Source organism: Flavobacterium aquiphilum (genome assembly GCF_027111335.1).
Taxonomy (GTDB): domain Bacteria; phylum Bacteroidota; class Bacteroidia; order Flavobacteriales; family Flavobacteriaceae; genus Flavobacterium; species Flavobacterium aquiphilum.
Window position 1 is genome coordinate 3,743,790 of record NZ_CP114288.1, and the last position, 12,976, is coordinate 3,756,765.

Here is a 12,976-nt window from a genome sequence, read left to right on the forward strand (position 1 = left end):
AATTGCCATTGAAGTTGTAATTGAAATTTAAATTTTAAAAACATGCTAATAGAATTAAACGAAGACACGTTAGCGTCTTTAATAGCGCAAAACGAAAAAGTGGTGGTTCAATACTCTGCCTCTTGGTGTGGGAATTGCCGAATCATGAAACCAAAATTTAAAAAACTGGCTTTAGACAATGACGGAATTTCATTTGTTTTGGTAGATGCCGAAAGTTTTCCGGAATCCAGAAAACTAGCCAACGTAAGCAACTTGCCTACATTTGCCACTTTCGTAAACGGAAAATTGGTAAACGAGACTCAAACTAACAAACAGGAAGTTTTGATCGAATTGGTGAACGAAATAGTTTAATTTTAGATCGTTAGACTTACTTAGATTTTTAGATACTATATTATTAAAAATTTAAAGAAAGTCTAAGAAGTCTAAGCAAGTCTAAGCAAGTCTAATAATCTAAGAAATCTACAAAATGAAGTTACCCGTAATAAAACACCTTACCCAATTCATTGAGGAAAACGACCAGGATTACATAATCGAAACGCTGGAAGTATTGGAATCCATGACTGAAATCGCCTCTTTAAAAGACGAAGAACTAGATGTCATTGGCGAATTGATTTCGAACATGTACGGCGCACTTGAAGTTCACAAAATGATACAACAAGGAACCGATAAAAAAGAAGCCCTGAATGCCTTTATGAAAAGAGTTCTCGGAGCAATTGACAAATAACAACTACCATATATATTATCAAAAAACAAGAAGCGTTTCCTGAAAAGAGACGCTTTTTTTTATGAAGCAAGAACATGCAATTTTCCCTGAAAGTTTCCTCCCGCTTTCGCTTCAATCTCTTGTACTGAACCCCAGTACAAGAGGATTTCCACTACAATCGGGGCTAAAAATCAACATTCTGCTTTTTTAGGAGAGAAATGTATTGATGCAACCGGTATTATTTGCCACCCCGCCCTGCGGGCACCCCTCCAAAGGAGGGGAAATAACAAACTGCAAACAATAAACTTCTAAACTCCTAAACTCCTAAACCTTCTAAACTTCTAAACCTTCAATCTAAAAAAACATAGGGATTTAGAAACATTAGATTCTCAGCAACTCAAAAAAACAAATCCTTTTAGATTCAAATTTTAATCCTTACTTTTGAACCTCACAAAAAAAACAAACATTTATGGCTACCGTAACATTAAAAGGAAACCCAATACACACTTCAGGAGAACTACCAAAAGTAGGATCAAAATTGGCAAATTTTAAATTAGTAAAAAGCGATTTATCTGTTGCTGATTTGAGCACTTTTGCTGGTAAAAAATTAGTTTTAAATATTTTCCCTAGCATCGATACAGGAACTTGTGCAGCGTCAGTTAGAAAATTCAACGAAACTGCAAGCAAATTAGAAAACACCAGTGTTTTGTGTATTTCCAGAGATTTACCGTTTGCACAACAACGTTTTTGTGGTGCTGAAGGGCTTGAAAATGTAGTAAACTTATCAGACTTTCAAGAAGGAACTTTTGGAAAAGACAATGGTTTGGATTTTATCGATGGCCCTTTGAAAGGACTACATTCAAGAGTTATCATAGTTACTGATGAAAACGGTGTTGTAAAACACACAGAACAAGTAGGCGAAATCGTAAACGAACCTAATTATGAAGCTGCTTTAGCTGCACTTTAATATTCTATAATGGAATTTCAAAAAGACAACACATTGCTTACCGGCCGATTGAAAAGCGTAAAATTCGCTTTTCAAGGTGCCGTAAAATTAATTACTACCGAGCACAGCGTAATGGTCCAATTTTCAATTGGAATCCTGATGACAATTGCCGGTATTTATTTTCAAATCACAGCCACCGAATGGCTTTTTCAAACCCTGGCCATTGGTTTAGTCATGAGCATTGAAGGATTAAATACGGCTGTAGAAAAAATAGCCGATTTTATTCATCCCAATTTTCACGAAAAAATTGGTTTTATAAAAGATATTGCCGCTGGAGCAGTATTTTTTGCCGCACTAACAGCAATTGCAATTGGTCTGATTATTTATGTCCCAAAATTTTTATAGGTTCAATTAATTCAAGAATGGCAAAATCTACAAAAAAAGAATCTTTAGATAAAAAAAGCGAATTAGAAGCTACAGAAAAAAAATCATGGGGACTCTCCAAACAACATAAAATTGTTTTGGGATTCCTTTTGGTATTATTCTCTATCGCTTTATTAGTCGCATTTGTCTCATTCTTTATCTATGGGCAAATTGACCAAAGCGCTCTTACAGAATTAGGAGACCGTAAAGAAGTAGTTCAAAACTGGTTAGGCAAATTTGGAGCTTATCTTGCCGATTTATTCATCTATCGTGGGTTTGGTATTGCTGCCTTTCTATTTGTGCGCTTATTTTTCCTGACTGGAATGTACCTAATTTTGAGTCTCTCGATAAAGAAACTAAAAGGAGTTTGGTTTTGGGATTTATTTGCTGTTATCATTTTATCAGTTCTGTTTGGTTTTTTTGCCACTTCACTACCTGAATTGGGAGGAACAATCGGTTATGAACTGAATTTATTTGCACAGGATTATATTGGAAAAACAGGAACGCTTTTGGTACTGGTTTTTTGTGTGCTCCTTTATTTGATTTTCAAAATACAGGTATCGCCGGAAAAAGTGCAATCCTTTTTTGAAAAAACAAAAAAAGAAATCAGTGAAGATATGGCTTCAGCACCAATATTATCAACAACTGAAAATAATGAAAGCGCTTATAACTTAGAAGAATTTGCTGTAGAAGACGAACCGGAAGAAGAATGGGACAACATCCACCTAAAAACACCTACTTCCCAATTTGAAATCAACAAAGAAGCCTTGAAACCAACTATTTCAAGTGCTTCCGAAATCAATTTGGAACCTACAATTAAACCAACTCCTATAGAACTTGAACCAATTGCACCAGCAAAAGCTAAAACAGAACCACAAACAGAAGAAGCTTTTGTAATTGAAAAAGCTGTAGAAGAAGACATTATTGAAGATAATTTAGCTTCTCGCTTGGTAGAAGATTTTGGGTTATTTGATCCTACTTTGGATTTGTCCAATTACAAATTCCCAACTATCGATTTATTAAAAGAGTATTCGACTGGAGGAATTACCATCAATCAAGAAGAACTCGAAGAAAACAAAAACAAAATTGTCGATACCCTTCGCAATTACAAAATAGAAATCGCTCAAATCAAAGCGACAGTAGGACCATCGGTAACTTTATATGAAATTGTTCCTGAAGCCGGAATCCGTATTTCTAAAATCAAGAGTTTGGAAGACGATATAGCCTTGTCATTATCGGCATTGGGAATTCGTATCATTGCCCCTATTCCAGGTAAAGGAACTATCGGTATCGAGGTTCCAAACAAGACTCCTACAATGGTTTCGATGCGAAGTGCCATTGGATCTGCTAAATTCCAGGAAGCCGAAATGGAATTGCCTATTGCTCTTGGAAAAACCATTTCGAACGAGACATTTGTGGTCGATTTGGCCAAAATGCCTCACTTATTGATGGCGGGAGCTACCGGACAAGGAAAATCGGTTGGTTTGAATGCTGTTTTAACTTCACTTTTATACAAAAAACATCCGGCCGAAGTAAAATTTGTATTGGTTGACCCTAAGAAAGTTGAACTTACGCTTTTCAATAAAATTGAAAGACATTACCTAGCCAAACTGCCGGATACCGAAGATGCTATCATCACCGATAATGCCAAGGTAGTAACGACTTTGAACTCACTTTGTGTGGAAATGGATAATCGTTATTCATTGCTTAAAGACGCGATGGTAAGAAACATCAAGGAATACAACGAAAAATTCAAAAGCCGAAGATTGAATCCGGAGAACGGACACCGATTCCTTCCCTATATCGTATTGGTTGTCGATGAGTTTGCCGATTTGATTATGACTGCCGGAAAAGAAGTTGAAGTTCCTATTGCCCGTTTGGCGCAATTGGCACGTGCCATTGGTATTCACTTGATTATTGCAACACAAAGACCATCGGTGAATGTAATTACAGGTTTGATCAAAGCCAACTTCCCAGCGAGAATTGCTTTTAGAGTAACCTCTAAAATCGATTCCAGAACCATTTTGGACACTCAGGGAGCTGATCAATTGATCGGACGCGGGGATTTATTATACTCGAATGGAAATGATGTTGTCCGCGTACAATGCGCCTTTGTGGACACTCCCGAAGTGGAAAAAATAACTGAATTTATTGGTTCGCAAAAAGCGTATGCCACGGCTTACCTTCTTCCTGAATTTATTGGAGAAGACAATGGAGTAAGTTTGGAAATGGATATATCTGAAAGGGACAGCTTGTTTAGGGAAGCAGCCGAAGTAATTGTAAATGCGCAACAAGGATCGGCTTCGTTATTACAACGAAAACTGAAATTGGGTTACAACAGAGCCGGAAGATTGATTGACCAACTCGAAGCTGCCGGAATTGTAGGTCCTTTTGAAGGAAGTAAAGCTAGAAACGTTAACATTCAAGATATGGCCAGCTTGGATCAGTTTTTTCAAAACGAAGGCTAATCAATTAGACAATTTGATAATTAGATAATTGGATAATTAAAATTTGAAATTGATTTTTGACATTGAAATTGAAATTTAGCTTTTTATTAAATACTTATAACTTTTAAGGTTTTACTTTTGCACCAAATTTCATTATTGCACGAATGCGCGTGAGGGATAGAAGCTGGCTACCAAAGTAGCGCGGATAGCCCGACCCCGATATATAAAGGGGCGTATATGCGTTGCTATGAGTAGCCCCTTTATATATTGGGGGCACGCCCAAAAAATTATTATTAAATACTAAGAATACAATAAAACAAATGACACTACAAAACAGATTAGGAATGAGAGCAATTGTAGGCCTTTTGGCAGCACTTTTCATTGGATTTTCGACTCAGGCACAAGATAAAAAAGCAAAAGATTTACTGGACAAAGTAACTGCCAAAGTAAAAAGTTACGAGAACATAACAATCGATTTTAAATATTCGCTAAACAATGCGAAAGAAAATATCAACCAAGACAGCAAAGGAAGTGTGGTGATGAAAGGCAATCAATTTGTATTGAGTTTTATGGGAATCACCAAGATTTTTGACGGTAAAAAGAACTACACCATCAATCCGGAAGATGAGGAAATTACTATCTCGAAAGTGGACGAAAAAGACGAATCGGCGATCACTCCTTCAAAAATGATGACTTTTTTCAATACCGGTTATAAATTTTCGATGGATATTACTCAAAATGTAGCCGGCAAAAAAGTCCAATATGTAAAACTGACCCCTACCAGTGCCAAAGATCCCCGAAAAGAAATTTTGGTGGGAATCGATACGAAAACAAACAATATTCACAATGTTATTGAGATTGCCAAAAAAGGTACTAAAACAACATTGACCGTTATTTCTTTTAAAACAAATCAGGCATTACCAAAAAATCAGTTTACCTTTGTTGCGAGTAAATATCCTAACTATTACATCAACAAATTAGACTAATTATTTAGTGAAAATTCTAGATCGATACTTATTAAAAACATTTCTAGGTACATTTGCCACGGTATTTGTTATCCTATTTTTTGTGTTCATCCTGCAGACCGTTTGGTTATTTATTGCCGAATTGGCCGGTAAGGATTTGGACATGGTAATGGTCATCAAATTTCTGGCTTTTTCGATGCCCAGAATTGTGCCTTTGGTACTTCCTCTTTCGATTTTGTTGGCTTCGATAATGTCTTTTGGAGACCTCTCGGAACATTATGAATTTGCCGCTATGAAATCGGCCGGTATCTCGTTGCAAAGAGCCATGATAAGTTTGACGATTGCCATTACGGTATTGAGTATTATCGCCTTTTTCTTTGCTAATAATGTAATTCCCTATGCCGAATTCAAGTTCATCAACTTCAGAAAAAATATTGCCCAAGCCAAACCGGCACTAGCCATCACCGAAGGACAATTTAGTGATGTAGGATCATACAACATCAAAGTAAATAAGAAATCAGGAGAGAACGGTAATCACCTCACCGGAATTACCATCCATCAAAAAAACCTAAGCGGAGACGGCAGCAAAACGGTAATTCGTGCTACAAACGGAGAATTAGTCAGCAGTGACAAATCGAGTATCCTGCAATTGGTTTTGAATGACGGTAATTACTATCAAGACATTGTTCCTAAAAAATACGAAGACCGAGACAAATTGCCATTTGCCAAAAGTTCGTTTAAAAAATACCGTATCAATATCGATTTGTCTCAGTTGAACAAAGTGGATACGAAAGACGAAAGTGTTACGAACACCAGTGCCATGTTAAACATGAGTGATTTGAAATACACTTTGGATTCCCTGACAAAAAACAGGAATACAGAAATTGTTTCCTTCTCTGAAAACAGTGTTTCAAGACTAGGAACATTGATTGACAACAAAGCCCCTGTTCCTGCAAAGAAAAAACATGTGGGCAAAAATTTATTGTCACTCCTGGACAACAAGAAAAGATTAGAAGTCCTTAGTGCGGCAAGTAGTACTGTAGAAAGTATGCTCTACTCTATTGATGCCACAAAAACAGAACTGGACTTTAAAAAGAAAACCATCAACAGCCACATTATAGCTTTGAACGAAAAATTTGTGATTGTTTATGCCTGTTTCCTTATGTTTTTCATTGGAGCCCCTTTGGGAGCTATCATCCGTAAAGGAGGGCTTGGTTTACCAATCGTATTTGCCGTAATGATCTTTATATCGTTCCATTTCATCAATACTTTTGGAAAAAGGATTTCGCAAGAAGACGGTTTACATCCGTTTCTTGGAGCCTGGATGGCGTCAATGATCCTGACACCATTAGCAGTTTTACTGACGTTTCGTGCCACCAACGACATTGGTTTAATCAATATCGACGTAATACTGGAACCTATTCAAAAGGTATTTCAAAAAATTATACACAAAATATTTCCATCTCTAAATAAAGAATAAGATGTCAACCCAGAAAATACAACTCAACACTATTGAAGAAGCTATCGAAGATATTCGCCAAGGTAAAGTAATCATTGTTGTTGATGATGAAGACCGCGAAAACGAAGGTGATTTTTTGGCTGCCGCCGAAAAGGTAACACCCGAAATGATCAACTTTATGGCAACTCATGGACGTGGTTTAATATGCGCCCCACTAACCGAAAGCCGTTGTAAAGAGCTTGACTTACGCTCCATGGTAACCAACAATACCGATCACATGGAAACTGCTTTTACAGTTTCAGTTGATTTAAAAGGATTCGGCGTTTCCACCGGAATATCTGCAGCCGACCGTTCAAAAACCGTACACGCTTTAGTTGACGGCAATACAAAACCACATGATTTAGCACGCCCTGGACACATTTTTCCTTTAATTGCTAAACAAGGAGGCGTTTTAAGAAGAACAGGCCATACCGAAGCCGCAATTGACTTTGCACGATTGGCAGGTTTTAAATCGGCTGGTGTTATCTGCGAAATTTTAAATGAAGACGGAACTATGTCCCGCCTGCCGGAACTTGTAGAAGTCGCTAAGAAATTCAACTTGAAATTGGTTTCTATCGAAGACTTGGTTGCTTACAGAATGCAACACGATAGCCTGATTGTTAAGAAAGAAGATTTTGATATTGAAACCCGCTTTGGTACTTTCAGACTTAGAGCTTACGAACAAACGACAAATAAACAGATTCATATTGCTTTAACAAAAGGAACCTGGAATTTAGGAGAACCTATCTTAACCAGAATCCATTCTTCTCAGGTGAATAACGACCTTTTAGGAACATTAACTAATAATGTTGATCAGCAACTGGACAATATGTTCCAAATTATTAATGATAATGGTAAAGGAGCTGTAATATTCATTAATCAGGATATGACTGCTGTAAATTTACTGAATCGCATCAATGAGTTGAAGTCTCTCCAAGCCAATGGTACCATGAAAGCTCCAAAAGTTGTTATTGACACTAAAGATTATGGTATTGGTGCCCAAATATTACATGATATTGATATTTCTAAAATACGATTAGTATCCAATACAGAACAAGGAAAGCGTGTCGGAATGATTGGGTACGGGCTAGAAATCACAGAATATGTAAAGTATTAATATGGGGACTTTAGAAGAAAGAATCAAAAACGCTGAGACACATATTTTTAAAGCTGTTTTCCCTAGTACGACTAATCATTATGAAACTTTATTTGGGGGAACAGCATTGCATCTAATGGATGAAGTTGCTTTTATTTGTGCGACCCGTTTTAGCAGAAAAAAAGTAGTTACAATTTCTACCGGTCAAATTGACTTTAAAAAACCGATTCCGGCTGGAACTTTAATCGAATTAGTTGCAAAAGTAGATAGTGTTGGAAGAACAAGCTGCAAAATTCATGTTGACATTTTTATGGAGCAAATGTATTCCATGCTTCGCGAAACAGTAGTTTCAGGAACTTTTTCGTTTGTTGCTGTTGATGAAAACAAAAAGCCAACACCTATTCTGGGCGATTTGCAATAGATTTTTTTAAGAACTCATTTTCGGAAATACTGATAATTAGACACTTGAAAATTATCTGAAAAAAGTTTCAAAAAAACTCAAAAAAAAGTTTTGATAACCGAAAAACCGTCTTATATTTGCACTCGCAATCAGGAAATGAGAGCAATATACTGGAGAAATGGCAGAGTGGTCGATTGCGGCAGTCTTGAAAACTGTTGACTGTAACAGGTCCGGGGGTTCGAATCCCTCTTTCTCCGCTGAAAGCACCTCAATGAGGTGCTTTTTACATTTTAACACTTTCCTTACTTTACAAAATCCTATATTTTACAGCACTTACGAGTCGTTTTGATTTAAATCATGAAATGTGGTCATTTTCATTTTATACTTTAAATCTTATGCGACAAGTACCCTATTTGGTACCCTATAGTTTTAGGTATCTACACAGCAGATGACGAAGATCTGGCACTGACGCTAAACGCCAAAAAGAAAAAAATAAAGCGTAGTGATTTTGTAGCAGCATTTACAACCTTAAATTTAGATGTAAAACAACAAGATAATATATTCAATAAAATGGAAAAGGCCAAAGACAAATGGCTCGATCTAATTGACAAAAGTTTTTTGAGCGAAGATTTTAAACTAGCCTATAAAGAATTAATTGCAGAACGATTTTCTAGATTAAATCCGAATCAATAAGATATAAAGTTAAAAACAGATTCAGATCTATAGAATGCTTTACAAAAGGCTAACAAGTTTACAAACTCATATTGCATATCGCGATTTGCAATATGTACTGAGTATTGAGATTTATTTCTTAACTCTATGTGATGGCTAAGTTAGCATATCCAGTAATGTTGTCCAAACCAATATAGGTTCCGGCATACGGAAATCCTTTGGCTTTTGTCCAAGAAATATCATCGGCTGCATATTTAGTGAGATTTTTGCCGTTTTCTTCCGAAGTTTTTCCTTCGTAAGTGCTTTTTATAATTTCTAGATTTGTCATTGTTTTTTTATTTAATGAACAACTTGACAATGCCACAAGCATCGCCAAGCTGCATACAATAGAATTTACCATTTCATTTCTCCAGTGTTTACTTTTGCGCCTATTTGTAAGGCAGTTTCAAAAGTAAGTGTTGGATATTTTGCTTTTATGGCTGTGATTAATGATTCTGAAGTCTTGTTGGTTTTCAACGCTTCTTCGTAGAATTGAATATAATTTTTGGTATGGTTTACGGCCGAAATATCAAAAGGAGAATTGTTATTGGCATGAGCAGGAATTACAATTTCAGGATGCAGGGCGGTGATTTTGTCCAAAACTGCGATCCAGCTTTTGCGTGCCTCTGGCGTTTGTGCATCGGCCATCCAAAGGTTGAAAGTAGTTCCAAAAACATTGATTCCGCCAACGACTGCTTTGATAGAAGGAATCCAAACAAAAGTTTTATTCGAAAAATCTTCCAAACCAATGATTTCTAATTTTTGACCTTCTAAATCAATACTGTTTCCTTTTAAAACCTGAGGCAAAATAGCGTTTGAAGTAATGTTTTTGCCTAATCGTTCGCCCCAAACTTCTAATTTTTTTTGAGCCGTGGCTTTGATGTGTTCTACTGTGGCCGGAGAAGCATAGGCGGTAACTTCCGGAAAATATTTTTTGAACACTTCCAATCCGAAGTAGAAATCAGGATCACCGTGAGAAACGTAAATAGTGGTCAGTTTTTTACCACTCGCTTTAATTTCTTGCGCTACTTTTTCGGCATCCGCCAAAGTGAATTGTGCGTCAATCAAAACGACATCAGTTTTTCCTGAAATGATTATCGAGGCTACACCAAAACTGTTTTCTGATGCATTGTAAACTTGAATTTTTAAATCTTTAGCTTCAATTGTTTTGAAACTTTGTGCCTGTGTTTCCATATTAAATAAAATTAAAATTGTTAAAAATACTGTTGAGATACTTTTTTTCATTTTTTGTGTTCTTATAAATTAACACCGCAAAGATGAAAAGGTATGTAGCCTCAAAACATTAAACTAGTTTAAATAATTAAAAGGAAATTCCTATTTTTTGGAGGCTATTTTCTTTCGAATGTTACTCAAAAAAACATTGGTAATACCTAAATAAGCAGCTACCTGAATATTAGAAAGACGTTGAACAAGTTGGGGGTATTTTTCATTAAATTCTATATAACGGGATTCAGCCGTTTTACTCAGGTTGTCAATCATCCTGCGTTGAAGGGCCACATGCGTTTTTTGGGTCATTACCCGAAATAGTTTTTCTATTTTGGGCAAATTAGCATAGGCAAATTCTTTGTCTTTTTTAGAAATTAAAAGTACTTCGCTGTCTTCGAGAGCTTCTATAAAAAGTTGCGATGGTGTTTCGGTGGTGAAACTGTCAATATCTGTAATCCACCAATTTTCTGTGGCAAAATAGAGCACTTGTTCAAAACCATTTTGATCAATATGATAGACCCGAAAAAGCCCCTTGTTGACAAAACCTTCGAATTTGCAAACTTCACCTTCTCGCAACAAAAAACTTTTTTTAGTAATTGTTTTTTGCTCAAATAAACGGCAAAACACCTCTGTTTCATTTTCTGAAAGAGAAATATGTGCTGCAATATTTTTTTTAAGAAGTTCAGTCATATTTTTCCATTGAAAACATAAATGTAATCAATTTAAATTTTGAAACTCATTTTAGATTCACTTAGAAATTGATTGAAAAGCAAAACGAATCTTGATTTGTAAGGTTCATTTCCTTAAAATAAATTGCAACAGGGTATCAACCTGTTGCAATTTATTGTGAATAAACACCTTGCGGTATTATTTTTTTTTTAATTAACTTTTGATATATCGTTCCGCAGGCTGGCCAGTTTGTGAGCCTTGCATTAATTTTATTCGAGCATCTTCGTAAGTATCAATTAGATTTTGATCGTTTACAGACGGATATGTCAATAATTCTCCTTGATCCAGTCCTGCTAGAACGGCATCAACGCAATCTTCAGTCTTCATAATCGTTGACTGTTCCAATACGGACAGTGGTACGCCGCTAACTTCCCATATTTCTGTCGCTGTGGTTGCTGGATTTACCAGCTGAATATGGATATCAGTCCCTTTTACTTCCTCCTGCAATCCTTTGGTATATTGAATCACAAAACCTTTTGTACCGCTATAGATAGCACTTACAGGTAAGGAATAAAATCCAAGTACTGAGGCGATATTGATTAAAGTACCTTCATTTTTCTCTAAGAACTGCGGCAGAACAGCATTAGACAATAACATTAATGCAGTTATATTTACATTCACCATTTCTTTCTGTTTTACCACACTGGTTTTAGTTACTGAATTAAGTGTAGAAGTGCCTGCATTGTTAATAAGCAATGTTATGCTCTTATCGTTTCTTAAATCTTCAGCCACTTTTTCTAACTCTGTATCCAATGACAGATCCGAAACTAAGTTGGTTACCTTAATTCCATATTGGTTTTCCAATTTTTCTGCCAGCAGATCCAATCTGTCCTTGCGACGGGCAACCAATTTTAAATCATAACCTCGTTTTGCCAATCTTTCAGCAAATACCTCTCCTAAACCTGACGATGCGCCGGTGATTACCGCGGTACCCATTTTTTTGTTTTCTTTCATTTTAATAAAGTTTTTGTTTTACTTCTCAAAGAGATTTATTTATCAATTTAATGTAAACCGATCTGTTTACATATTGCAAATGTAAACCGATTTGTTTACTTTTGCAAATAAATTTTTCATTCATGGAAAAAAAAACAAAAACAGCTTTAAAATCCACAAAAAAGGAGGAGATTATAAAAAGTGCTTATGAAATTTTTTATAAGAACGGTTTCCATGCGACTGGTGTGGATGCTATCGTTGATAGTACTGGAATATCCAAACGGACACTTTATAAACACTTCGCCTCAAAAGAGATACTCATTCTCGCTGCGGTTGGCTATTACCACCAAATCACCTATAAAGCGATATCTGATTATATTGAAAAATCAACAGCAGATAAACCAGTCGATAAGGCTTTAATGATTTTTGACTTCTTGGCAGAACTGGTTGATGCCGGCAATCTTGAAGGCTGCTTTGCAATGAATGCAAAAACAGAATATTCAAATAAGGCGATAGAAATAGAATCTGCCTGCGATGGACACGTCAATGCGCTAAGGGGACTCATTGAAAAATATCTGTCAGAGGCAAAAATTGCGCAAAGTGAATCGCTGTCCCTGCAGATTATTATGTTGTTTGAAGGTGCAATTTTGCGAAACAAAGCCACTAAAAACTCTGTACCAACCAAATTGGCCAAGTCCGCCGCAAAATCAATCTGCAGTCAAAATCTTAATGCAATTTTATAGGCGTTTAATGTTTTGAGATAACAAATTACCTCAATAGCTTGAAATTGAATACAAAGCAAAATAAAAATACCGGCACAATAATAAACGCATCATAATTAATACAGTGTACTTAAACGTGTCACCGTTTTTTTTTACATAGTATCTACAATAGTAGT

Annotated in this window: 15 protein-coding genes and 1 tRNA gene; 12 read left to right on the forward strand and 4 right to left on the reverse strand. The window is 36.1% G+C overall.

Annotated elements, in window-relative coordinates; genetic code table 11:
* Positions 1-42: 42 nt before the first annotated feature.
* The 11 genes from OZP12_RS15155 to OZP12_RS15205 all read left to right on the forward strand — a co-directional run bounded on the left by OZP12_RS15155 (position 43) and on the right by OZP12_RS15205 (position 9,171).
* Complete coding sequence (locus OZP12_RS15155; RefSeq protein ID WP_281225873.1) at positions 43-351, forward strand: thioredoxin family protein; 309 nt, start codon at positions 43-45, stop codon at positions 349-351.
* Positions 352-466: 115 nt separating this feature from the next.
* On the forward strand, positions 467-724 hold the full coding sequence (locus OZP12_RS15160) for a DUF6952 family protein (RefSeq protein WP_281225874.1): 258 nt from the start codon (positions 467-469) through the stop codon (positions 722-724).
* Between the two features lie 448 nt (positions 725-1,172).
* Positions 1,173-1,670 (forward strand): thiol peroxidase, encoded by a 498-nt coding sequence (gene tpx, locus OZP12_RS15165; protein WP_281225875.1) that lies wholly within the window; start codon positions 1,173-1,175, stop codon positions 1,668-1,670.
* A gap of 9 nt (positions 1,671-1,679) precedes the next feature.
* A complete protein-coding gene (locus tag OZP12_RS15170) occupies positions 1,680-2,054 on the forward strand; it encodes a diacylglycerol kinase family protein (RefSeq protein WP_281225876.1) in 375 nt (124 codons plus the stop codon).
* A 17-nt stretch (positions 2,055-2,071) separates the two neighbouring features.
* Positions 2,072-4,540 (forward strand): DNA translocase FtsK, encoded by a 2,469-nt coding sequence (locus OZP12_RS15175; protein ID WP_281225877.1) that lies wholly within the window; start codon positions 2,072-2,074, stop codon positions 4,538-4,540.
* Positions 4,541-4,863: 323 nt separating this feature from the next.
* A complete protein-coding gene (lolA1, locus tag OZP12_RS15180; protein WP_281225878.1) occupies positions 4,864-5,505 on the forward strand; it encodes an outer membrane lipoprotein periplasmic chaperone LolA1 in 642 nt (213 codons plus the stop codon).
* 7 nt (positions 5,506-5,512) lie between these two features.
* On the forward strand, positions 5,513-6,964 hold the full coding sequence (locus tag OZP12_RS15185; RefSeq protein ID WP_281225879.1) for an LptF/LptG family permease: 1,452 nt from the start codon (positions 5,513-5,515) through the stop codon (positions 6,962-6,964).
* A 1-nt stretch (position 6,965) separates the two neighbouring features.
* Positions 6,966-8,099, forward strand: a complete 1,134-nt coding sequence (gene ribB / locus OZP12_RS15190) for a 3,4-dihydroxy-2-butanone-4-phosphate synthase (RefSeq protein ID WP_281225880.1) — start codon at positions 6,966-6,968, stop codon at positions 8,097-8,099.
* A 1-nt stretch (position 8,100) separates the two neighbouring features.
* On the forward strand, positions 8,101-8,499 hold the full coding sequence (locus tag OZP12_RS15195) for an acyl-CoA thioesterase (RefSeq protein WP_281225881.1): 399 nt from the start codon (positions 8,101-8,103) through the stop codon (positions 8,497-8,499).
* A gap of 151 nt (positions 8,500-8,650) precedes the next feature.
* Positions 8,651-8,735: transfer RNA gene (locus tag OZP12_RS15200), tRNA-Ser, on the forward strand.
* A gap of 313 nt (positions 8,736-9,048) precedes the next feature.
* On the forward strand, positions 9,049-9,171 hold the full coding sequence (locus OZP12_RS15205) for a hypothetical protein (RefSeq protein ID WP_281225882.1): 123 nt from the start codon (positions 9,049-9,051) through the stop codon (positions 9,169-9,171).
* Between the two features lie 124 nt (positions 9,172-9,295).
* Here the strand turns inward: OZP12_RS15205 and OZP12_RS15210 are convergent, their stop codons facing one another.
* From OZP12_RS15210 to OZP12_RS15225, 4 genes are all read right to left on the reverse strand, one after another.
* The gene (locus OZP12_RS15210) at positions 9,296-9,478 is read right to left on the reverse strand and encodes a hypothetical protein (RefSeq protein ID WP_281225883.1); all 183 of its coding nucleotides are present in this window, start codon (positions 9,476-9,478) and stop codon (positions 9,296-9,298) included.
* A gap of 65 nt (positions 9,479-9,543) precedes the next feature.
* Positions 9,544-10,383: an MBL fold metallo-hydrolase gene (locus tag OZP12_RS15215; protein ID WP_281225884.1), complete on the reverse strand. Its 840-nt coding sequence runs from the start codon at positions 10,381-10,383 to the stop codon at positions 9,544-9,546.
* A gap of 141 nt (positions 10,384-10,524) precedes the next feature.
* A complete protein-coding gene (locus tag OZP12_RS15220) occupies positions 10,525-11,106 on the reverse strand; it encodes a Crp/Fnr family transcriptional regulator (RefSeq protein WP_281225885.1) in 582 nt (193 codons plus the stop codon).
* A gap of 192 nt (positions 11,107-11,298) precedes the next feature.
* Positions 11,299-12,081 carry an SDR family NAD(P)-dependent oxidoreductase gene (locus OZP12_RS15225; RefSeq protein ID WP_281225886.1) on the reverse strand — a complete coding sequence of 261 codons (783 nt, stop codon included), beginning with the start codon at positions 12,079-12,081 and terminating at the stop codon, positions 11,299-11,301.
* A 140-nt stretch (positions 12,082-12,221) separates the two neighbouring features.
* Between OZP12_RS15225 and OZP12_RS15230 the strand changes: the two genes are divergently transcribed.
* Positions 12,222-12,821: a TetR/AcrR family transcriptional regulator gene (locus OZP12_RS15230; protein ID WP_281225887.1), complete on the forward strand. Its 600-nt coding sequence runs from the start codon at positions 12,222-12,224 to the stop codon at positions 12,819-12,821.
* The last annotated feature ends 155 nt before the right edge of the window (positions 12,822-12,976 follow it).

Coding starts and splice junctions, on each gene's coding strand:
- OZP12_RS15225 (WP_281225886.1), bottom strand. CDS start 12,081: ATGGGTACCGCGGTAATCACCGGCGCATCGTCAGGTTTAGGAGAGGTA.
- OZP12_RS15195 (WP_281225881.1), top strand. CDS start 8,101: ATGGGGACTTTAGAAGAAAGAATCAAAAACGCTGAGACACATATTTTT.
- OZP12_RS15215 (WP_281225884.1), bottom strand. CDS start 10,383: ATGGAAACACAGGCACAAAGTTTCAAAACAATTGAAGCTAAAGATTTA.
- tpx (WP_281225875.1), top strand. CDS start 1,173: ATGGCTACCGTAACATTAAAAGGAAACCCAATACACACTTCAGGAGAA.
- OZP12_RS15175 (WP_281225877.1), top strand. CDS start 2,072: ATGGCAAAATCTACAAAAAAAGAATCTTTAGATAAAAAAAGCGAATTA.
- OZP12_RS15205 (WP_281225882.1), top strand. CDS start 9,049: ATGGAAAAGGCCAAAGACAAATGGCTCGATCTAATTGACAAAAGTTTT.
- OZP12_RS15170 (WP_281225876.1), top strand. CDS start 1,680: ATGGAATTTCAAAAAGACAACACATTGCTTACCGGCCGATTGAAAAGC.
- lolA1 (WP_281225878.1), top strand. CDS start 4,864: ATGAGAGCAATTGTAGGCCTTTTGGCAGCACTTTTCATTGGATTTTCG.
- OZP12_RS15155 (WP_281225873.1), top strand. CDS start 43: ATGCTAATAGAATTAAACGAAGACACGTTAGCGTCTTTAATAGCGCAA.
- OZP12_RS15160 (WP_281225874.1), top strand. CDS start 467: ATGAAGTTACCCGTAATAAAACACCTTACCCAATTCATTGAGGAAAAC.
- ribB (WP_281225880.1), top strand. CDS start 6,966: ATGTCAACCCAGAAAATACAACTCAACACTATTGAAGAAGCTATCGAA.
- OZP12_RS15220 (WP_281225885.1), bottom strand. CDS start 11,106: ATGACTGAACTTCTTAAAAAAAATATTGCAGCACATATTTCTCTTTCA.
- OZP12_RS15210 (WP_281225883.1), bottom strand. CDS start 9,478: ATGACAAATCTAGAAATTATAAAAAGCACTTACGAAGGAAAAACTTCG.
- OZP12_RS15230 (WP_281225887.1), top strand. CDS start 12,222: ATGGAAAAAAAAACAAAAACAGCTTTAAAATCCACAAAAAAGGAGGAG.